Source organism: Parapedobacter sp. SGR-10 (assembly GCF_011030405.1).
Taxonomy (GTDB): domain Bacteria; phylum Bacteroidota; class Bacteroidia; order Sphingobacteriales; family Sphingobacteriaceae; genus Sphingobacterium.
In genome coordinates, this window is record NZ_JAAJTJ010000005.1 from 108,733 (window position 1) to 127,830 (window position 19,098).

The following is a 19,098-nucleotide window of genomic DNA, read 5'->3' on the forward strand; positions in this document are numbered from 1 at the left end:
GTGTTCAGATTAAAACAGACCGATCTGTCCACCATCATCAACTTGTATATCGTCGGGATTGGTTATTTCGAAAGAAACAGAAGAACTGTCACTAGCAGAAGCTGTCTCTGTAGACAGAGACTCTTGTGCTGTCGTTTCTGTTTCCTTCTCCACAGTCAGATCAATATCGGCTGTCAACAATTGTACTTCCTGTACATTATGGAATGATAATCTATTACCTTGGGCTTTGATCTTTTTGATATCGATCAGCTCATTCAAAGGCTGTTCGATGGTTTCCGGCGTTTGCGACTTTCCTTTGAGTTGGTCTATCTTGACGACAGGTTCAGGATTGTTGGTCAACAGGATGAGTTTGGAACCTGGCTCGTCGTTGATGAATGTAACCCGTTTTCCCAAGGGGATATCGTCAAAGGTAAACCGCTTGACATAATACGTACCGGACTTTCCGTCTTGATGTACAGCAGCATATACATGGTCGAGAAGATGTTTTTCGATACGTATCATCTTCTCGTCGAAATGATTGTTCAAGTCGAAGTTGGAAAGTTCGTACGAACCATCCTGGAAGACCATCAGTATCTTGTCGTCTCCGTCAAATTCGCCCAAATATTTGCCCCTTTCGTCCGCATTTAGGCGTTTTAGGACATCGTCATACCAGATTTTGCGTCCGGACAGCGTAGAGACTCCCGCACTCTTGAACATAACCTTCTTGACGGGATATTTGGATACTATATTGCCCAGAGAGCCTTTTCCCTTGATGGCTATTTCGGCAAAATCGAGATCAAAATTCAGTTTTCTGAGTTTGGTATGTGGCTTGAGCTGAATGTTGACGGTTTCGGCCTCGCCGTTTGGATTCGCCGTAAAATAGAGTATTTTCGAGCCTTTGGTTCCTTTGCTGACATCGTATTCTTTGTCTCGGGTCACGGCTGTCACGGCAAAACGTTTGACATAGGTCGTACCGTTTGTGCCGTCTCTATATATGGTATTGTAAATCGTCCGCTCGTCGCCTTTTTTGAATACGGCTACATGGATAATGTCTTTTCCGACAAAGACCTTGTCCTGTACTTTGGTCACGCTGTATTTACCATCCTCACGGAAAACAATGATATCGTCTATATCCGAACATTCGGTCACGAATTCATCCTTCTTCATGCCTGTACCGATAAAGCCTTCAGCCCGATTGACATACAATTTGGCGTTGGCCAAAGCTACGTGGGCTGCTTCTACCTTGTCGAATACCCGAAGTTCCGTTTTCCTTTCGCGTCCTTTGGCGTATTTGGTACGGAGACGTTCAAACCAAGCTATAGCATATTCGGTCAGATGTCTCAGGTTTTTCTTGACCTCCTTGATCTCATCTTCCAGCGCTTTCATCTGCTCATCCGCCTTTTTGATATCAAAGCGGGTGATGCTGCTCATGGGTTTATCGATCAATTTTTTGTAGTCCTCGGCAACGATTGCTCTATAAAACTGGTCAAAAAACGGTGTGAATAGTGTATTCAATACCTGCACCACCGTTTCGAAATCTCCTGCATTTTCATAGTCGGGATGTTTGTACATACCCTCTTGGATAAATATTTTCAAGAGGTTGCTGAAGAAGATTTTTTCCTGTAGTTCGCGTAGGCGAATTTCCAGTTCCTGCTTCAATAAGGCCTTGGTCTGCTTCGTGTTTTCGATCAATACATCGTTGACACTCATGAAATGAGGTTTGTTGTCTTTGATGACACATGTATTGGGTGAGATGGACGATTCGCAGGAAGTGAAGGCGTATAGGGCATCGATGGTGACATCGGGCGATATGCCGGGAGCAAGGTGTATGATGATCTCGACATTTTCGGCCGTGTTGTCCTCGATTTTCTTGATCTTGATCTTCCCTTTATCATTGGCCGATACGACACTTTCGATCAGTGCACCCGTGGTCGTGCCAAAAGGTATCTCGGTAATGGCTAATGTCTTTTTGTCCCGTTCTTCGATCTTGGCCCGAACACGGATCTTACCCCCACGTTGTCCTTCGTTGTAATTGGATACATCGGCCAATCCTCCTGTAGGAAAATCGGGGAAAATATTTGGACGCTCGCCCCGAAGCACCTGGATCGAACCGTCTATCAATTCAATAAAATTGTGCGGCATGATCTTGGTCGCCAACCCTACGGCTATACCCTCAGCACCTTGCGCCAGTAATAAAGGGAATTTTACGGGCAAGGTAATGGGTTCCTTATTTCGGCCGTCGTAGCTGAGCTGCCACTCTGTGGTATCGGGATTGAACACAACCTCGTTGGCAAATTTGGAAAGACGTCCTTCTATATAGCGGGGGGCTGCTGCCGAATCTCCAGTGACGGGATCGCCCCAGTTGCCCTGACAATCGATCAACAGGTCTTTCTGGCCCAGTTGTACCATGGCATCCCCAATAGAGGCATCTCCATGCGGGTGGTATTTCATGGTGTTGCCGATGACATTAGCCGCCTTGTTGAAACGTCCGTCGTCCATTTCCTTTAGCGAATGGAGGATACGGCGTTGTACCGGTTTGAAGCCGTCGTTGATATGCGGTACAGCACGATCCAAAATGACATAGGACGCATAGTCCAAAAACCAGTTTTCATACAATCCCGAAAGTGGGATAGTGTTGCTGGTTTGTTCTGTATCCGGTGTGTCGTCTATGTTGTTTTCTTCTGAATTGTTCGTTTCGTCAATCATCTAAGCTACTTTAATTGATTGTGTATACGGTAAAAGAAACTTTTTTTGCAATTATGCAAACTTAGATAAAATGCTTTGCATTCACGAATGTGAAAGGAAAAAAATCGTTGTTATCTTAAAGCCTGTTTGATTTTCTAAATTTTATTTTAAAGTTATGATGGTGACAAAGGTTACAGTGGTTATAGAGGCCATGAGCCTTCGTCACTTTCATAACCTCCGCAACGACCATAACCATTATCAACTTTATTTTAAAGTTATGTAAGTTATGGGGGTGAAGTAGGTTATGAAGGTATACGTTTTGCCTTCATAACTACATCACTATCATCACCTCCGTCACTTTATATTTTACAAATGTAAAGATTGTCATGTTGAGGCTTGCCGACTGCTAAGCAGGCATCAGGGATGTGTTGGGGGTTGCGGGGCTGATGCAACTCCAATCTGTTAAATTATACGAACAGATACTTCACCAAGGTTCAGTATGACAATAAGAAACTCCAAATAACATATATATTTTTTGAACAATTCAGTATAAAAGTCAAAATTTGTACAAAAAAATGACGAATGTACTTTTTTTGTCTAGGGATATAATATTAATTTTGTACTGACGGTATTTGTAACCAGTCTACCGGAATTACTTAACAGAGAAGAATAGTTATGGCAAAGCGGAATTATGTTTCGAATTCTACGGAATCGACTCGGATGTTTAAGAATGATTTTTTGGAGGCATTGACCAAAGTACATTATATGGTGCCGATTATCTTTTGGGTACCTGTGATTATATATTTCATCTGGAAAGCCTATACTGTGGGTGAGATGTCCCCAAGCAATATCGTGCTGTATTTTTTACTTGGCTTGGCATTTTGGACCTTGGCAGAATATGTACTACACCGCTGGATCTTCCATTATGAACCCAAGAGCAATTGGGGGCAACGTATCCACTTTATCTTTCATGGGGTACATCATGATTATCCGAAAGATCGCTTACGTTTGGTCATGCCTTTGTCCGCCAGTATTCCGTTGGCTACTATTATTTATTTTATATTTTATATCTTCCTTTCCGAATTCGTATTGGCGGGCTTTTTCGCAGGTTTCCTATTGGGGTACCTAATCTACGACGAGTGCCACTATGCCATGCACCATGCCAATTTCAAATCAGGCTGGTTCAAAAAAATAAAAGACCATCATATGCTTCATCATTATTCGGATCCGGAGAAAGGATTCGGGGTCAGTTCGGCCATATGGGATGTGATCTTTAGATCGGGGTTCCCCAAGAAAGAGCAAAAAAAGCAATCGTAAGATTGCTTTTTTTGCTTTTAAACGGTATCTATTATTATCATGTAGAGGCGCGATTAATCGCGCCTTTACTTATTTACTAAAATATTTAGTAAAATATTTTTCTTTTCATATTTTTGTCTTATGGATAGGATCGAGGAAAAACTGAAAATATTGGCTGATGCAGCCAAGTACGATGTGAGCTGTAGTTCCAGCGGAAGTAAACGACAAAATACAGGTGGGATAGGGGATGCCTCATTTGGAGGGATCTGCCATACCTATACCGAGGATGGCCGATGTGTTTCCTTGTTGAAGATCCTGTTGACCAATCATTGCATTTATGATTGTGCGTTTTGTGTAAGCCGTCGGAGCAACGATGTCAAACGTGCGGCTTTTACCGTAGAGGAAGTCGTGGATCTGACCATGAATTTCTACCGGCGCAATTATATAGAAGGTTTATTCTTGAGTTCGGGCATATTCAAGAATGCTGATTTTACAATGGAAAGACTGCTGTTGATCGTCAAAAAACTACGAACCGAGCAGCGCTACAATGGATATATCCATCTGAAGACCATCCCCGGAGCAAGCGAGGAGCTGATCCGGGAAGCCGGGCTGTATGTGGACAGGATGAGCATCAATCTGGAATTGCCCACGGAGGAAGGGTTAAAATTATTGGCTCCAGAGAAAGATCACGATTCGGTCAAGAAGCCTTTGGCTTTTGTCAAAGAACAGATACAGCAACTCAGATCCGAAGCCAAGATGATCAAACACACCCCTTCGTTTGTCCCGGCAGGACAAAGTACACAGATGGTCATCGGCGCAACACCGGAGACAGATCTGCAGATTATGTCCGTGGCTAATACATTCTATCAAGATTATAAGCTGAAAAGAGTGTATTACAGTGGTTTTGTGCCTATACATCAAGAGCACAGTCTGCTGCCAAGCATAGGCAGTGCACCTCCACTATTGCGTGAAAACCGCCTCTACCAAACGGACTGGCTGCTGCGTTTTTATGATTTTCGATTGGATGAAATCCTAAATGCCGAGCATAGCCACCTTGATCTGGAGGTGGATCCCAAGTTGAGCTGGGCACTGCGAAATCCCCAATACTTTCCGATCGACATCAATACCGCCGACTACAAGATGATCATCCGTATACCGGGGGTTGGTCGGCAGTCGGCATTGAAAATCATGCAGGCCCGAAAATTTGGAAAACTGCGGGAGTACCAATTGAAGAAAATGGGCATAGCCTTCAATCGTGCCCGGCATTTTATGGTTTGTGCCGATTCGGTTGTTTCCCTCGGCACTCCAAGCATGGAGACCGTAAGGGGGCATATTCTCAGTAAGGGCAACAGCAAATATAAAGGTAAGATCGGCCAAGGACAATTGCTTCTTTTTTCGTGATGTATTATCTATTTGATCATACCTTTCCGGGATTGCTCTGTTGTGTTTTTGAAAGTTTTGAACGCAAGGAATTTGAGATCACCCCGGTGTTGGAAGAGGAATTTCAGCCGGATTTTTTCAGCCATACCCGGAAGATTGTCACCGTACCGGAAAAGGCGGGCCGCGTACAACAGGCCTTGTTGCAGAAGGTGGGACGGCAAACAGCATTGGATTTCTTTAAGATATTTCTTTCGGAAGACCGAGAGGCATGGAGAGCGTTGTTCAGTATTATACAGTATGTGTTTCGGTATAGTCCAGAGATATGGCAAAACTATGGTCATCCCGATGTGCTTTACCTCGTGCAGACCCTCAAAAAGGTAAACCGCGAACGGCACCGTATGAAGGCGTTCGTACGTTTTCACAAGAGCAGAGATGGTCTATATGTAGCATCCATCGAGCCAGATTTCAATGTACTGCCCTTGATTTCTGATTTCTTCCGCAAGCGCTACGCAGACCAACACTGGTTGATCTACGATGTCAAGCGGGGATATGGACTGCTCTATGACCAATGTCAGGTCACTGAAGTACATCTTATGGAAGAAGAGCATGCAGCCAACAGGCGAAGAACAAGCGTAGGCGACACACGTGCACTAGAAATACCCCTCGATGACAGGGACAGGGATTTTCAGCGGTTGTGGAAGCAGTACTACAGCAGTACCAATATCGAGTCACGTCGTAATCTCAGACTCCATCTGCGGCATGTACCCAAACGGTACTGGAAGTACCTCACCGAGAAAGAATATGGCTGAAAAGGAGCGGGGTGTTAGCGTAAATTTAATCGTCCTTTTAACAACAGAAAGTCTTGCAAAACGATTTTTTTTGATAGATTTACTTCTCATGAAAGAAAAAAGACATGAGATCAAGAAACATTTTATTTATTATTGGCTTTTCATTTTTACTGTTTTCATGTGACGCTATCACGCAGGCCTATAAGGAAACATTTGGTCTACAGGATGATAGCAAGAAGAATCGGAAGATCGCAAGAGACAACATATCATCGGAAAATATATACGACAAACAGGAGGATGTAACGTCGGAAGACAAAAAGGTCAATTTACTTGACAATGCGGAAAAACTGGATCAAATCCAACAACAGCTTCAAGCACTATTTCCCGAAAAGACGTTGATGGTTTTTCCGCCGCACATCTACGTAGAGACGGATCGTATCCGACTACGGCTTGTCGATCCGGATATTCCTGAGAACATCGATTGGTATTATTACAGGGCCGACACGGATACTTGGCAAAAAGAAGAACCTGTAAAGACAAGCGTCCACGACAGATCGAAACCTATTCTACTGGATAACATCCAACTCGGCACCGCCCATCATGTTTATAGGCAGTTGATCCAAAAAGTACAGGGGATAGAAGGTGCAGAACTGCCGTCGACCATCTATTTCAGTTTTCACGTACCGGAATGGAACTGGAATGCAAGAATCAGAGGCAGCAGGGCAGATTATAACTTTAAAGCCGACAAGGAAGGAAAAGAAATCGAGTTTAGTAAACAGTAAAAACAACTATTTAGATTATGGGACAAAAATTCTGGTTTGGCTATATCGCATTTTTTGTATTTATATTTCCTCTGTTTTTCAGCTATTCGGGAAGTTTCATGTCATCACCGATCGTATCTACCATTGCTTTGGGTGTAGGTTTTATCGGATGGATTATCTTTATCTCGTGGACATATGCACAGACTATCGCACGTCCAAGGAAATTGCAGCGAAACATCATTTCATTGGCTGACGAAGGGCGTCTGACAAGAGGTAAAATACTGGATAAAATTCTGTTAAAGAAACAAAAAGACGGCAGCCAAGTGTTGGAAATCGTGGTTGAGTTTCAGAATTTATCGAATACACTTGTTCAGAACGTGTTTGAATTTACAGACAGCAGACCTCATGAAAGACGCTTTGAAGTGGGAAACAACATCAACTTGCGACTGAGCACAACCCAACAATCGCCGGGTATCGTTATGGCCGATATACAGACCAAATTTTCGTGGAAATTCGGACTTATTGCCACCTCTTTTGTAGTCCTGTATATGGTCGGTACGTTTATAGTCCATTACCGTATATTTAGCGAAGGAAACGGCTGGCGGTTTATTTCATTTTGGCACCCGTGGGTGATGACGCCTTACATGGGGCTTTTTTTCTTTAACATGACGAAAATGATCGGACGATTTTTCGGTGGAAAACATGCGCATGATGAAGATCTACTGCTCTATGGTAAAAAAGCAACAGCCATCGTACAGCGGGCCGAGCAGACGGGTACCTATATCAACGAACAGCCGCAAATGAAATATATCCTCAAATTCACCGATGACAAAGGTGTAGAGCATGTGGTGACGCTCAAGAGAATCGTGTTGCTGACGGATCTGCACCGTGCAAATACGGGTACGCAAAATATTCTGTATCTCCCGGATGATCCTGAAAAGATTACTTTTGTGGATTGATTTATCTATTATTAAAAGATATAGGTCAAGCCCATTGTTCCTCCACCATGCAACGTATTTCGTGTCGGGTCTGCTCCCCAAAATTTCCATATCGCCCCTTTAGTACCTACTTGAGGTTCCACTGCTTCAGCATACGTGAATGAGGGGGCAGCATATACCTGAAGATGACGCCCCAAATTGATAGCCGGAACAATCCGTACTGAACTCCGATTTGCATCATGATATTCAAAGTTTTTGTCAAACTGGATGCGATGAACGATCTCCGTAGATAATGTAAATCGTTCTCTCTGTAAAAGATGTGCACCGAGCCCTGTTTCAATACCATATTTGACGTTCGTATTATTTAGATAGGTTCCCAGTCCTAAGACACTGTACATGACGCGTCCGCCGCTTTTAAAATTCAAGGAAACGAAACTGCTCTCATCTATCCCCAATGTCAATCGACGAGAACCATTTTTCACCCAGTTGAATACACCAATAGGATAATCACTGCTATCGGCGATATTGACAACTGCAAATTGGATACCATTCACCTTTTTGGCCATGCTGAGGACTCCCGCAACCTGGCTTCCAACTTGGTCCTTGGATATATTCATCACTCCGGCAAACTGTACACCTTGCGTCGCATTATTGGCTACATTGACCACGCCTGATAATTGCACACCCGAAAGAATGGTGTCAACACTGTTCCAGACGCCGGCCATTTGTACCCCGGACAATTTATTCAAGCCAATATTGCCGACTCCGGCAGCTTGAAACCCTTTGACATCACCACCGACCACATTGGATACCCCCGCAAGCTGGAATCCACGCATGTCGAATTGATTGACATTGAAAACTCCAGCGAATTCCGTACCGGTCACACCCGCTGTATATCCACCGATGATATTCAAAGAAAATTTATTGACTACCTGCGAATTAAAAAGCCCGTGTGTACTCAATCCCGGCGTCATCGATATCTGAAAAGGGCTGTACACAAAAAATCCACCCAGATTCAGGTTCTGAATTCGCTGTCTCGAGCTTGTGAAAAAACTGCCAAATGCAGAATTTGAAATGGTTTTAAGGGAATCGGAAGAGTAGTAATACCCTATTTTCCTACCTTTGGCGACATGTGAAATCTCTACGGGAAGTAACAGCACAAGCACGGTATCCCTATAGTTTTCTTTGCTCAAAGCGAGTGTGAAAGTATGCTCCGGATTCTTGATATCCAATTCAAAATACCCTTTTTTGTTTGTCAATGTGGAAGCTTGAAACGTCGTCCGATCATATACGGTCACGAAATCAACAGGCCTAGCTGTTCGGATATCCTTGACATAGCCCGAAATCCTCATCCGGTTATTTTTGGTCGTGTCCATATCAACGGTACTCACGTCCATTCGCTGGGGTGCATATGTAATAATAATATGGGAATCGGTTTCCTTAAAACTATATTTTTCTCCGAGCAATTTTGTCAGATAATCAATCAGCAGTCCCTGGTGAGGAGGCACGCTGACTTCTTTATCCAGATCAATCAGACTGCTGTTGTAAGAAAATAGAACCGCCTGCTCTTGCTTTAGCCTGTCAAAGATTTCCCTGATGCTGGTCTGTTCGTAGTTTGGCAATCGTATGTTGTTCGATAGCTTATTTTGGGCATACACGCACAAATAATTTAGGGACATCAAAGCACTTATGGCAAAAAGTTTTGATTTTCGGATAATGTATAGGATGATCTTCATATTTCTGATGAAATTATAATAGCTAAACATGGTATTAGTCAATATAATAGACGTTATCTTTTTTACTTATTTTAAGGTCGAATGTCTTTAAAATGACATCTACTATTTCAGAGAGGTTCTGCTGTTCAAACGTCGCTGTATATTTTAGGGTTTTCGTTTGGGGATCTTCGATCACAAAGCGTTTTCCATACGCTTTTCCCAATACTTCAAAAACTCTTTGTAAAGGCGTGTTTTCAAAGACAAATTCCTGATGAACATAATATCGGTAGAGCTGATCCGGAACCGTGTCCACGTGGATATTCTGCCTTGATAAGGTATCTGAAACGACAATCATTTGGTTGGGCTTTAAGACAAATTCCTGCTCGTCATAATCAACTTTTACCGAACCACTTGCTACGACAACCTCTGTATCGTTTCCTTCACGTCGAATATGAAAACTTGTTCCAAGGACGGTAATTTTACTTTTACCGCTTTCGATCACGAAAGGATGTTTTTCGTCCCTTTTTACATCAAAGAAAACCTCTCCTTTGCGCAATTGGACCTTTCGGTCTTTCCCGAGCCATTCTTTACGGTAAGCCATTTCTGCATGGGTGTTCAGATGCACTGTACTACCGTCCGGCAATTCGACATGCTGTACCTGCGTATCTGTTTTCAATATCTTTTCTACGTTGAATGTATATTGAAGGATCCAAAGGGTCAACGCTCCGAATACCAATAGGGAGGCAGCTATGCTTATCCAGTTCGATTTATTTCGCTTTATAGTGCCAAGGGGTTTCACCTTACTGCTCTGCTCCTCGCGCATCCGGACAAAATCTGACCAGGCGTTATCAATATTTATTTCCGGAAGCGGTGTGCGCTCTTCTCCGATACCCCATACTTTTTTCATATCTTCCAGTTCCTTTTTATTATTGCTGTTTTCAGCAATCCACAGCTCGACCAAAAGGCGCTCTTGTCGATCCGCTTCTCCCACGATATATTTTACTATCAATTCTTTTTTCATCGTCTAGATTTGTTTTTTTTATGATCATGCGTCTGTTCTGGTCCGACAGTTTCATAACCGTGTCATCATGATTAAAGCCAATACATTCAAATAATCCGAAAGATGCATCCTCAGATGTTTCAATGCTTTGGTCATATGTCCTTCCACTGTTTTCAACGACAAGGTCAATTCCTCCGCTATTTCCTGATATTTCAACTCTTGAAATCTACTCATCTCAAAGACGAGTCTACTCTTTTCGGGCAATCGCGATAGGGCGAGAAACAGTTGCTCTCTCAATTCGTTATCGCTTTGCGGCATATATGTTTCATTACCTCGACTGTGCCGTTGATGTATTTCATATTTCATCCTGTGGTGTCCTCTCTTGATGAGATTTATACTCTCGTTGTACACCGCTCGGTACAGATAGGAGCGGACAGAGGTATGCACATCTTGTTGCCAGTCTCTTTCCCACAACTTCAAAAAAACCTGCTGGACAGTCTCCTCCGCGATATCGGAATCGGCCAATATCTTAAAAGCATATCGATGCAGCTCCTTAAAATAAGTCCTAAAGATTTCTTCAAATTTTTTCTCTTTGTCTAACAGCATAGTCATATCATGCTTTTTGTTTGTGTCAGTATATATTCTCTGACTGTGCTAACTATCTATGAAGACAATCAATAGGGCATTGACCCTCATAGAATTTTTATTTTTTTTTATTTATGATCCTTATCAAAAATAGAAAGGGAACATACATTTATATTTTTTCATCAATTACAAAGGGTATATGCAGCAATGCCAAACTACAGGACTATGTGGGGAGGCTTCATTTTGGGCGGCTGAGAGTGAGGAGTTGTTTAGCTTCGCACATCACAATCACCCCCTTAAAGTAATAGATGGCAAGGGAGTATCCAAAAAAAGCCATTTTTCGAATGAAAAATGGCTTTTTTTATGTACGCCAATCAGGATTCGAACCTGAGACCGACGGTTTAGAAAACCGTTGCTCTATCCAGCTGAGCTATTGGCGCTCCTTTTTTGTGTAGCAAAAGTACTTATTTGGGGCATAATTGCAAAATAAAAAGAAGAATTTTTAGTCAAACTGCAATAACATATTGCTTGCCAAATGGTTAATTCCTAGTTGTGATTTTTGGCGATCGATGTACGCAGAAAGAACTGTTATGCGGCTAAAAACAGAAACGCATAGGGCCAATATACTCGACAAAGAAAATTAATACACAACAAGACAATTCGTAACCGGCTAAAAACTAATTAAATGCACATTTCAGCTTATTTAACAAGGATTATTTTGTAAATAAATTTTGCAGATAAGCATAGAATTTCTACTTTTGTCGCGGAGAGTTGGCAGAGTGGTCGAATGCGGCGGTCTTGAAAACCGTTAACTGTAACAGGTTCGGGGGTTCGAATCCCTCACTCTCCGCAGAAAAATCCTTCATCAAAAGATGAGGGATTTTTTGCGTTTTGAGGGTTCGATCCGTAGGGGAGGCCACTCAATGGTATACAAAATCCAAATTTTGAGTATAAAATTACAGTGCCTTCTTCTCTTGTTAATGTTTGGCGTCTTCAATTCCAATCACATTGTTTCCCGCTCCTGTAGGTTGAAAACTGTTCCTGATGGATCAGTTATCCAATGCATATTTTCGGGTAATTCTTCAAGTTCGTCACAAGTTTCCACATCGTTCGATCGTAGATAGTTTGTCGCCTCTTCCACGTTAGGAACCGTAAGCTGTAACCAAGTTTCTGAATGGGTATAGTTGTCCACGCAGTCTAACCAAATAATATTGTTGCCAAATTTCACTTCGTGTGTTCTGGAAACGGTTGGATTGTCTATGTTTTTTTCTGTGACTTCCAGTTTCAAAATATCCCTGTAAAAAGCAACTGTTTTTTCGTATTTGCTTTTAGGGATTTTTATAGCAATGTTTATTCCTGCTTCAAATTTTACACCAGGATTGTCTCTATTACTTTTTTCCATATTTTGTTCTTTTTATTCCCTAATGTTATAGTATTTCTGCAATCTTTTTGACTAAATCCAATGCAGATGTCTAACCAGAGCAAATGTCGTCAAAAAAAGAACTTTTGCCTAACGGTTGAGATTATTACAAAGGTATTTAGACAATTTTTGGATATACTTGCCTTATGGCAAGAATACTATGGGTTTTCGATTTTTCTAGCCTGTTCGAATGTAGTAAGAATGGTCAGAGTGATTAAAAAAGGGACGAATAAAGATATATTCGTCCCCACATCTACCTATGAAAAACATGCCCTTGGGGAGGGCACAACAAATGTACAAACAGTATCCATGATTTTATCCCAAAAATATACTTAATAATAAATTTTGTAGCTACTTTGCCACAAAACCTTAACCTAACCGTCAAACATTAAATAAATGATTAATATTTGAGATCTTGGTTGTCTACCAAAAGTAATTAACATTTGTTATCTTATTCACAATTTATGGAGGTTAAGCAAATTTTTATTTATTTCGAATGAATAAGTTAATATTGTAATCGATGAGCTTGACGATTTTGGAGGAATATATTGAGACGGGCAACGTACACGATTTGGAATTGTTGCTGAGTAAGGATCCGGATTTAGTTCAACAGAATACCAGCCATGATATTTCTCCATTGCTGCTCGCGTGTTATTATCACAAATCGCAGATTGTACAGGTCCTTTTAAAATACATCAAGACCATTACCATACATGAAGCCTGCGCTACAGGACTGGTGCAACATGTACAGATGATGATCGAAAACAAACCGGAAGTGGTCAATGAGATCTCTGCGCATGGCTTTACACCATTGGGAATAGCGGCGCATTTCAACAAGGAAGATGTTGTTCGTCTGCTACTCATGCACCACGCAGACCCCAACATCAGTTCTCAAAACGGTTACAATTCCTACCCGTTGCATGCAGCCTTGAACAATAATAACTCAAATATCAGTAAAATGCTTATCGAAGCGGGAGCGGAGGTCAATGTGAGTCAAAATGGACGTATCACGCCCTTACATCTAGCTGCCCAGCATGGAAATATCGAGTTGATTATATTACTGCTCGAACAAGGCGCTGATGTATCCATAACCACCGAATTGGGTGCCAATGCTTCCGATCTTGCGGCCGAAAAAGGTTTCCACGATATTGCCGAGATATTGAAGGTATAGGCTAAAGGGTAGGAGCGAAGAGGTTTTTGCGTTTAATTTATTATTGCCCCCTTAGCAAATGAAGGCCTATGGAGCAGGATAGACATCTCCTTTTGTCGCAATATTCTTTTTTTAGATGGAGAATCCCCTGTGACGTTGCAGCGCTGTCATTTCTCCATCCCAATATTTCAAACTTTTTTGTAATAGCGTTGCTTTCCTGGGGCAAATGTTGTAGCCATCGCAAAGCCTTGGAAGTATAGGCTTGGCTGCCTACATGTTTGCCATAAGCAAATAACACCGGTACAAAACAGTTTAGGATGAGGTGCGTAATAAAACTGTCGCTGAAGGAATTGCCGTGGGGAACTGTTGTCGAGCCAAACCTAAAATGATTCAGCCAATAGGCATGGGTGCGTATATTTTTGAGCAATACCATGATATCATCCAGATTTTCGGTCATGCAGATCTTATCGAACCAATACATTTCGTGTGCACATAGGGCAGCGAGCTGTGCCAATCGGAATGTCGGAAAATTGTAGGGACGCATACGATGGAATTTCCACTCCAGCTTCGATAGCTCCCGAAGGCCGTGTAAGGTTTGTAGATACTCGAACTCAGCGGCCAGCTTTGTGCTGTAATCGTCTGCCTCTTTTGTCGGTAATAGTCCTGACATACCAAACAGTACAGCTTCCAATTTGAAAGGTTCCGAACGGTATTTGAATAGGAGGGAGCTGTCCAATTTTTCCATTAATGCTTCGAACGAAGTGGCATTGACTTTCATGCCGAAAGCCCTCCCCATAAGCATCATCAGTGTTTTTTCCCAATCATTCTTACTTCTGTCGAGCAACGATTCTACATATTGGCACTTATGCTCCAGACGTTCGACACTCATTCTTTCGGACCATACCGAAGCGACAATATCGTTTGTAAACCTGCCTATTTGCTTCTCACAAGGGATCCAGTTGAGGTTGCCCATCAGTTCCAGGTATTTGTCCACCATAGCCGGATTCACATAATTCTTTAATTGCAGCGTAGGAAGTGGGGTGCCATCGTGACGCATGGCCGCCGCATCGTATTCCCAAACGACGTGCAATACTGTGCTATTGTAACGCTCATCGAGATGGTGTTTATGTTGGTTCCATTCTTTTGCATAGATGTGTATTTCTACGTGTCCCGACCACAGCGTTTCCCCGATCCGCAACTGTGCGAACTCAAAATCCGGCCCTGCATCCAAGTTGTGCTGACCCACAGCCAATAGTTCTATAGTCTCTCCTGATACTGTCCTCAGGTTGAATTGGTCAAACAACCGAAATTGCCAGATGAAGTGTAGCAGTTCTTCTGGAAATAACATAGTTTAAAAATAAACATTAAACTATAAATTACAAAATTTTTATTTTTGGCTCAGCCCCGCTATCCCCGCACTATGCCCGGAACGATATAGTTGGCTGCGTCCCACTATCACCCGCGCGCATGGCCGCAGCCATCCCGTTAGGGGAGGGTACAAAGCAACCGAATACCGTTTGCTAACGCTCACTGTTTTTCTGTTTTAGAGAGGTACCTCAAGCGAGCTTGGACACCTCTCTAAAACAGAAAACCCGACTATTGTCGGGCATTCGGTTGCGTTTGTGATTCGGCTGGGATTCGAACCCAGGACCCATACATTAAAAGTGTATTGCTCTACCAGCTGAGCTACCGAATCATAACCCTTTGTTAGGACTATCCTTCGTTGGCTGAAGTGCTGCAAAGGTAGAAAAATCTGTGTTTTATGCCAAATACTTGACCATATTTTTTTGTACAAGACGAATAAGTCTTTGTCTTTCAGTTTGAAAAAGATAACTATTTCTCCAGATATGCACTGATCATTCTATCCACGCCGTTGATATCCGGATGTATCTTTACCTCACAAAAACCTTTTTTCTCCAACAAAGATGCTGTTTCCTGACTGAGATATTGATTGATTTCAACATACAGATATCCATTCTTGTCCAAATGGGCCAAAGCAAAGTCCGCAATATGGTCGTAAAACAACAAGGGAGCTTCCTCCGGTACAAATAATGCTGTATCCGGTTCAAAATCCAATACGTTCTTGTGCATGTGTGTTTTTTCGCCAAGGGTGATATAGGGTGGATTACTGACCACTATGTCAAATTGTTGTTCTTTATCAAAAATAACATCCCATTCCAGTATATCTCCCTCTAAAAATTGCACCGGTTCCCGATATCTTTCGGCATTGGTCTTTGCGATTTGCAAGGCATTGTCCGAAATGTCCATGGCCCATATAGCAGGTTGTTGCATGTGATGTGATAGCGTGACAGCTATACACCCGCTTCCGGTACCGATGTCTATCACGCGTAGACCAGACTGCGTTTTGTGTCTGTCGAGGATCAGATGTACGAGTTCTTCCGTTTCGGGCCGGGGAATCAATGTGTCCTCCGAGACGTGAAATGTCAAACCATAAAATGGAGCTTCTCCGAGGATATGCTGGATAGGTTTTCCTGTAGCCAACTGTCCGGCAATGTCCAGCATTTCCTCTGCTATTTGATCTTCTACACTTTTGTCCTTAAGGATCGGATACGGAGAAATAGTTGTGGAAATTACTTTTTCCACCGCAATGAGAAATAGCTGCCGGATCTCCTCACTGGGGTAGAGAATGGACAATTTCTGCTGATAGCTCTGTTCTATTTCGGACAAGGTTTTCATGCTACAAACTTACGACAATATCTCTGTCGTTTGGGTATTTATTGTTAAGTTTGTCCTATGGATATCCATGAGAAATACATGCAGCGTTGCTTGGAACTGGCCGTATTGGGAGCGGGAAGTGTCTCCCCCAATCCCATGGTAGGTGCCGTGATTGTCGTTGGGGACAGCATCATCGGAGAGGGATATACCTCACCCTATGGTGGCCCTCATGCCGAAGTCAACGCCGTACGGGATGTGCTATTGAGATTTGGAGAGGAGAGGGCAAGAGTTTTGTTACAGGAGAGCACGATCTATGTCAGTCTGGAACCTTGTGCACACCATGGCAAGACACCGCCTTGTGCCGATATGTTGGTCGATGCAGGGATCAAGAATATATACATTGCCTGCCAAGATCCATTTGCCAAAGTGAACGGGGAAGGCATTAGAAAGCTGAAAGACTCAGGCGCATCGGTGCATATCGGTTTATTGGAGCAGAAGGCAAAAGGAATCAACCGAAGGTTCTTTACCCGTGTGGATCAACATCGACCCTATGTTATATTGAAATGGGCAGAGACGGCTGATGGCTATTTTGCACCTTTGGACAATTCCCAAAAATGGATTACCAATGCAGCCAGCAAACAATTGGTTCACAAATGGCGATCCGAGGAAGACGCGATCCTTGTAGGTGCAAATACAGCATTGATAGACAATCCCAACCTGACGGTTCGGGAATGGAAAGGACGAAATCCTAAACGTATATTGATCGACAAGAATCTTTCCGTTCCTCCTGCTTCGGCTATCTTCAATACGGAGGCAGAGACTATTGTCTTCAACGCCCAAAGGACGGATTGGCAGGAGCATATCAAATACATTGCTTTGGAGAATTTTGACCTGTACCTACCGCAAAACATCTTGTATCAGCTCTATCTGATGGATGTACAGTCGGTGATCATTGAAGGTGGAGTGAAGACCTTACAGATGTTTGTTGATGCCGGCCTCTGGGATGAAGCGCGTGTCTTTGGCGGGACTTTGTCTTGGGGAGAAGGAGTGAAATCCCCCGTTCTGCGAAACGAAAGGTTGGTTTACAGCCAAAAGGTGTCTTCGGATAGTTTGAAGGTGTATGAAAGAGAAGGATAGCGTATAAACATAAAAGATAAGAAATTCAGATATATGGACATTCAAGTAAGAAATCTGACCAGGAAAGACTATGACGGACTGAAGGAATCTATGATAGAAGCCTATGAAGGCAGTGCAGGTGGGGTATGGTCAAGGGCCAATATTGATGATCTGATCGCCTTGTTTCCCGAAGGACAGATCTGTGTGGAGGTAGATGGTAAGGTCGTCGCCTGTGCCCTTTCCTTGATCATCAATTCTAAGAATACAAATATATACGAGAAGTATTACGAGATCATCGATGGTGGCCGGTTTACCAAGCACGACGATGATGGTGATATCTTGTACGGTATTGAGGTCTTTGTACATCCCGAGTACCGTTCATTACGCTTGGGAAGGCGCCTCTACGATGCCCGAAAAGAACTATGTGAGCAGATGAACCTACGAAGCATCGTTGCCGGAGGACGCATCCCCAACTACTACAACTATGCCGATAGCATCAGCCCACGTGTGTATATCGAACGTGTGAAACGGAAGGAGATTTATGATCCGACGTTGACCTTTCAGCTGTCCAATGATTTTCATGTCAAAAAAATACTGAAACATTACCTTCCGGATGATGCGGAATCCATGCAATATGCCACACTATTGGAATGGAACAATATCTATTACGAACCGGATGCCAAATCCAATTCACCTACCAAACAGACCATACGTCTGGGTTTGGTGCAATGGCAAATGCGGCTCTTCAAGGACATTGATGATTTTTACGATCAGATTGAATTTTTTGTAGATGCCGTCAGTGATTATGGGGCAGACTTTATCCTATTTCCCGAATTTTTCAACACGCCTTTGATGAGTCCGTACAACGACATGCCCGAACGTGCCGCAATGGAAAAATTGGCCGAACTGACCAAGGAAATCGTCGGTAGGATACAGGAGTTTGCGGTGTCTTACAATGTTAATATCATTGCCGGATCCATGCCTGTAGTAGAGCGGGGCAAACTCTATAACGTGACCTATCTTTGTCACCGAAATGGCCAATCGGATTCGTATCGGAAGATACACATCACGCCCAATGAATTCAAATACTATGGTATGGTCGGCGGCAACGAGGTCAAGGTCTTTGATACCGACTGTGGCAAGGTAGGCTTGTTGATCTGTTATGATGTGGAGTTTCCGGAATTGAGCCGTATCCTAGCGGATCAAGGTATGCAGATTCTTTTCGTTCCGTTTATGACCGATACACAGAATGGCTACACCCGTGTGCGGACCTGTGCACAGGCCCGGGCTATCGAGAATGAGTGCTATGTGGCGATTGCAGGATCTGTGGGCAACCTGCCAAGGGTCAACAATATGGATATCCAATACGCACAGTCGGCGGTGTTTACGCCGTCGGACTTTGCCTTTCCCAACAATGGTATCCGTGCCGAGGCAACACCCAATACCGAGACAGTACTCATAGCCGATGTGGATCTCTATGCCTTACGTGACCTGCATGAGTATGGTACTGTCAAGATCATGAAGGACAGACGCAAGGATCTCTATGAAGTGAATTTGTTGAAGTAGTCTTTTTTATTAAAATTTTATATTTCTCTTGTTTTGCTTAACA

15 protein-coding genes and 3 tRNA genes are annotated in these 19,098 nt (G+C 43.0%); 9 read left to right on the top strand and 9 right to left on the bottom strand.

What is annotated here, in order from left to right:
- Positions 1-9: 9 nt before the first annotated feature.
- Complete coding sequence (locus tag G5B00_RS06265; RefSeq protein ID WP_163872415.1) at positions 10-2,685, bottom strand: DNA gyrase/topoisomerase IV subunit A; 2,676 nt, start codon at positions 2,683-2,685, stop codon at positions 10-12.
- 654 nt (positions 2,686-3,339) lie between these two features.
- On the opposite strand from G5B00_RS06265, the gene G5B00_RS06270 reads away from it, so the two are divergent.
- From G5B00_RS06270 to G5B00_RS06290, 5 genes are all read left to right on the top strand, one after another.
- Positions 3,340-3,981, top strand: a complete 642-nt coding sequence (locus G5B00_RS06270; protein WP_240894408.1) for a sterol desaturase family protein — start codon at positions 3,340-3,342, stop codon at positions 3,979-3,981.
- 120 nt (positions 3,982-4,101) lie between these two features.
- A complete protein-coding gene (locus G5B00_RS06275; protein ID WP_163872416.1) occupies positions 4,102-5,361 on the top strand; it encodes a putative DNA modification/repair radical SAM protein in 1,260 nt (419 codons plus the stop codon).
- Positions 5,361-6,149, top strand: coding sequence for a TIGR03915 family putative DNA repair protein (locus tag G5B00_RS06280; RefSeq protein ID WP_163872417.1), 789 nt, complete (start codon positions 5,361-5,363; stop codon positions 6,147-6,149). The genes G5B00_RS06275 and G5B00_RS06280 overlap by 1 nt, the downstream gene beginning before the upstream one ends.
- Positions 6,150-6,253: 104 nt before the next feature.
- Positions 6,254-6,910 carry a hypothetical protein gene (locus G5B00_RS06285; protein ID WP_163872418.1) on the top strand — a complete coding sequence of 219 codons (657 nt, stop codon included), beginning with the start codon at positions 6,254-6,256 and terminating at the stop codon, positions 6,908-6,910.
- 17 nt (positions 6,911-6,927) lie between these two features.
- A complete protein-coding gene (locus G5B00_RS06290; protein WP_163872419.1) occupies positions 6,928-7,848 on the top strand; it encodes a hypothetical protein in 921 nt (306 codons plus the stop codon).
- A gap of 11 nt (positions 7,849-7,859) precedes the next feature.
- Here the strand turns inward: G5B00_RS06290 and G5B00_RS06295 are convergent, their stop codons facing one another.
- The 4 genes from G5B00_RS06295 to G5B00_RS06310 form a co-directional block, all read right to left on the bottom strand.
- The gene (locus G5B00_RS06295) at positions 7,860-9,563 is read right to left on the bottom strand and encodes a carboxypeptidase-like regulatory domain-containing protein (RefSeq protein WP_163872420.1); all 1,704 of its coding nucleotides are present in this window, start codon (positions 9,561-9,563) and stop codon (positions 7,860-7,862) included.
- A 34-nt stretch (positions 9,564-9,597) separates the two neighbouring features.
- On the bottom strand, positions 9,598-10,563 hold the full coding sequence (locus G5B00_RS06300) for a FecR family protein (RefSeq protein WP_163872421.1): 966 nt from the start codon (positions 10,561-10,563) through the stop codon (positions 9,598-9,600).
- A gap of 51 nt (positions 10,564-10,614) precedes the next feature.
- Positions 10,615-11,154, bottom strand: coding sequence for an RNA polymerase sigma-70 factor (locus G5B00_RS06305; protein WP_163872422.1), 540 nt, complete (start codon positions 11,152-11,154; stop codon positions 10,615-10,617).
- A gap of 339 nt (positions 11,155-11,493) precedes the next feature.
- Positions 11,494-11,567, bottom strand: a tRNA-Arg gene (locus G5B00_RS06310).
- Between the two features lie 325 nt (positions 11,568-11,892).
- Between G5B00_RS06310 and G5B00_RS06315 the strand changes: the two genes are divergently transcribed.
- A tRNA-Ser gene (locus G5B00_RS06315) sits at positions 11,893-11,977 on the top strand.
- Between the two features lie 153 nt (positions 11,978-12,130).
- Here G5B00_RS06315 and G5B00_RS06320 read toward each other — a convergent pair.
- Positions 12,131-12,529, bottom strand: a complete 399-nt coding sequence (locus G5B00_RS06320) for a VOC family protein (RefSeq protein WP_163872423.1) — start codon at positions 12,527-12,529, stop codon at positions 12,131-12,133.
- Between the two features lie 538 nt (positions 12,530-13,067).
- On the opposite strand from G5B00_RS06320, the gene G5B00_RS06325 reads away from it, so the two are divergent.
- Positions 13,068-13,718, top strand: a complete 651-nt coding sequence (locus tag G5B00_RS06325) for an ankyrin repeat domain-containing protein (protein ID WP_163872424.1) — start codon at positions 13,068-13,070, stop codon at positions 13,716-13,718.
- Positions 13,719-13,758: 40 nt separating this feature from the next.
- Here the strand turns inward: G5B00_RS06325 and G5B00_RS06330 are convergent, their stop codons facing one another.
- From G5B00_RS06330 to prmC, 3 genes are all read right to left on the bottom strand, one after another.
- A complete protein-coding gene (locus G5B00_RS06330; RefSeq protein ID WP_163872425.1) occupies positions 13,759-15,045 on the bottom strand; it encodes a DUF2851 family protein in 1,287 nt (428 codons plus the stop codon).
- 275 nt (positions 15,046-15,320) lie between these two features.
- Positions 15,321-15,393 (bottom strand) — tRNA-Lys (locus G5B00_RS06335).
- A gap of 137 nt (positions 15,394-15,530) precedes the next feature.
- Positions 15,531-16,394, bottom strand: coding sequence for a peptide chain release factor N(5)-glutamine methyltransferase (gene prmC, locus G5B00_RS06340; protein ID WP_163872426.1), 864 nt, complete (start codon positions 16,392-16,394; stop codon positions 15,531-15,533).
- A gap of 57 nt (positions 16,395-16,451) precedes the next feature.
- Here prmC and ribD point away from each other — a divergent pair, with 57 nt between their 5' ends.
- Entirely contained in the window at positions 16,452-17,510 is a 1,059-nt protein-coding gene (ribD, locus tag G5B00_RS06345; RefSeq protein ID WP_163872427.1) for a bifunctional diaminohydroxyphosphoribosylaminopyrimidine deaminase/5-amino-6-(5-phosphoribosylamino)uracil reductase RibD, read from the top strand.
- Positions 17,511-17,543: 33 nt separating this feature from the next.
- The gene (locus tag G5B00_RS06350; RefSeq protein ID WP_163872428.1) at positions 17,544-19,055 is read left to right on the top strand and encodes a carbon-nitrogen hydrolase family protein; all 1,512 of its coding nucleotides are present in this window, start codon (positions 17,544-17,546) and stop codon (positions 19,053-19,055) included.
- Positions 19,056-19,098: the final 43 nt, after the last annotated feature.

What these genes read in the sequence shown, in the direction of transcription:
- G5B00_RS06275 (WP_163872416.1), top strand. Translation starts at nt 4,102, where the DNA reads ATGGATAGGATCGAGGAAAAACTGAAAATATTGGCTGATGCAGCCAAG.
- G5B00_RS06350 (WP_163872428.1), top strand. Translation starts at nt 17,544, where the DNA reads ATGGACATTCAAGTAAGAAATCTGACCAGGAAAGACTATGACGGACTG.
- G5B00_RS06270 (WP_240894408.1), top strand. Translation starts at nt 3,340, where the DNA reads ATGGCAAAGCGGAATTATGTTTCGAATTCTACGGAATCGACTCGGATG.
- G5B00_RS06325 (WP_163872424.1), top strand. Translation starts at nt 13,068, where the DNA reads ATGAGCTTGACGATTTTGGAGGAATATATTGAGACGGGCAACGTACAC.
- G5B00_RS06280 (WP_163872417.1), top strand. Translation starts at nt 5,361, where the DNA reads ATGTATTATCTATTTGATCATACCTTTCCGGGATTGCTCTGTTGTGTT.
- G5B00_RS06285 (WP_163872418.1), top strand. Translation starts at nt 6,254, where the DNA reads ATGAGATCAAGAAACATTTTATTTATTATTGGCTTTTCATTTTTACTG.
- G5B00_RS06320 (WP_163872423.1), bottom strand. Translation starts at nt 12,529, where the DNA reads ATGGAAAAAAGTAATAGAGACAATCCTGGTGTAAAATTTGAAGCAGGA.
- G5B00_RS06295 (WP_163872420.1), bottom strand. Translation starts at nt 9,563, where the DNA reads ATGAAGATCATCCTATACATTATCCGAAAATCAAAACTTTTTGCCATA.
- ribD (WP_163872427.1), top strand. Translation starts at nt 16,452, where the DNA reads ATGGATATCCATGAGAAATACATGCAGCGTTGCTTGGAACTGGCCGTA.
- G5B00_RS06305 (WP_163872422.1), bottom strand. Translation starts at nt 11,154, where the DNA reads ATGACTATGCTGTTAGACAAAGAGAAAAAATTTGAAGAAATCTTTAGG.
- G5B00_RS06290 (WP_163872419.1), top strand. Translation starts at nt 6,928, where the DNA reads ATGGGACAAAAATTCTGGTTTGGCTATATCGCATTTTTTGTATTTATA.
- G5B00_RS06300 (WP_163872421.1), bottom strand. Translation starts at nt 10,563, where the DNA reads ATGAAAAAAGAATTGATAGTAAAATATATCGTGGGAGAAGCGGATCGA.
- prmC (WP_163872426.1), bottom strand. Translation starts at nt 16,394, where the DNA reads ATGAAAACCTTGTCCGAAATAGAACAGAGCTATCAGCAGAAATTGTCC.
- G5B00_RS06330 (WP_163872425.1), bottom strand. Translation starts at nt 15,045, where the DNA reads ATGTTATTTCCAGAAGAACTGCTACACTTCATCTGGCAATTTCGGTTG.
- G5B00_RS06265 (WP_163872415.1), bottom strand. Translation starts at nt 2,685, where the DNA reads ATGATTGACGAAACGAACAATTCAGAAGAAAACAACATAGACGACACA.